1 protein-coding gene is annotated in these 839 nt (G+C 58.5%); it reads right to left on the bottom strand.

The window, feature by feature from the left end:
• Positions 1–21: 21 nt before the first annotated feature.
• Positions 22–776, bottom strand: a protein-coding gene (locus IB264_RS34190) for an IS5 family transposase (RefSeq protein ID WP_144239249.1) whose coding sequence is annotated in 2 segments (ribosomal slippage) — positions 22–443 and positions 443–776 — 756 coding nt in all. Because the reading frame shifts where the segments join, the coding sequence is not laid out codon by codon here.
• Positions 777–839 lie beyond the last annotated feature (63 nt).

Below are 839 nucleotides of genomic sequence, written 5' to 3'. Positions count from 1 at the left end.
GCTAGGCTCAGGACTCATTGATCAGAGCCAGAAGATGACGGTCGCGGCGATGCATATTGCGGAGAAGAAGGTGTGCGCGCATCGGTCGTAGCGGGTTGCGATGCGCCGCCAGTCCTTGAGCTTTGCGAAGAGGTTCTCGACTTTGTGGCGCTTGCGATAAAGTGTCTTGTCATAGGGGTATGGCACTTTCCGGCTTCGGCTCGATGGAATGCAGGGTTCGATGCCTTTTGCCTGCAGCGCTTCTCGGAATGGCGTGCTGTCGTAGCCGCGATCGGCGATGAGGGCCCTGGCGGGTGGCAACGCGTCGAGAACGAGCCGTGCGCCTTTGTGGTCGCTCATCTGGCCTTCACTGAGCAGCATGACGATTGGGCGGCCCTCATCATCGCAGACCGTATGCAGCTTGGAGTTCAGTCCACCTTTGGTTCGCCCGATACGACGGGGAACATCCCCTTTTTTAGCAGGCTTGCGGCCGTGCGATGTGCTTTGAGATGCGTGGCGTCGATCATGATCCGCTCGGGCTTCGGGCCATCTCCCGCAAGGGCCGCAAAGATGCGGTCAAAGACACCAAGACGGCTCCATCGGATGAAACGGTTGTAGAGCGTTTTGTGCGGACCGTAGTCCTTCGGCGCATCCTTCCACTGCAGCCCGTGCTTGATGACGTAGACGATGCCGCTGATCACCCGGCGGTCGTCCACCCGCGGAATGCCATGCGCCAAAGGGAAGTGCGGTTCGATCCGCGCCATCTGGCGCTCGCTCAACAAAAACAAATCATCCATCACGGCCTCCTGTCGGAAACCGTGAATCACATCTCAAACGAAATTAATAGGTCCTGAGCCTAG

The organism is Ensifer sp. ENS11 (assembly GCF_014851895.1).
GTDB lineage: Bacteria > Pseudomonadota > Alphaproteobacteria > Rhizobiales > Rhizobiaceae > Ensifer > Ensifer canadensis.
This window is presented reverse-complemented; position numbering and strand designations above follow the sequence as displayed.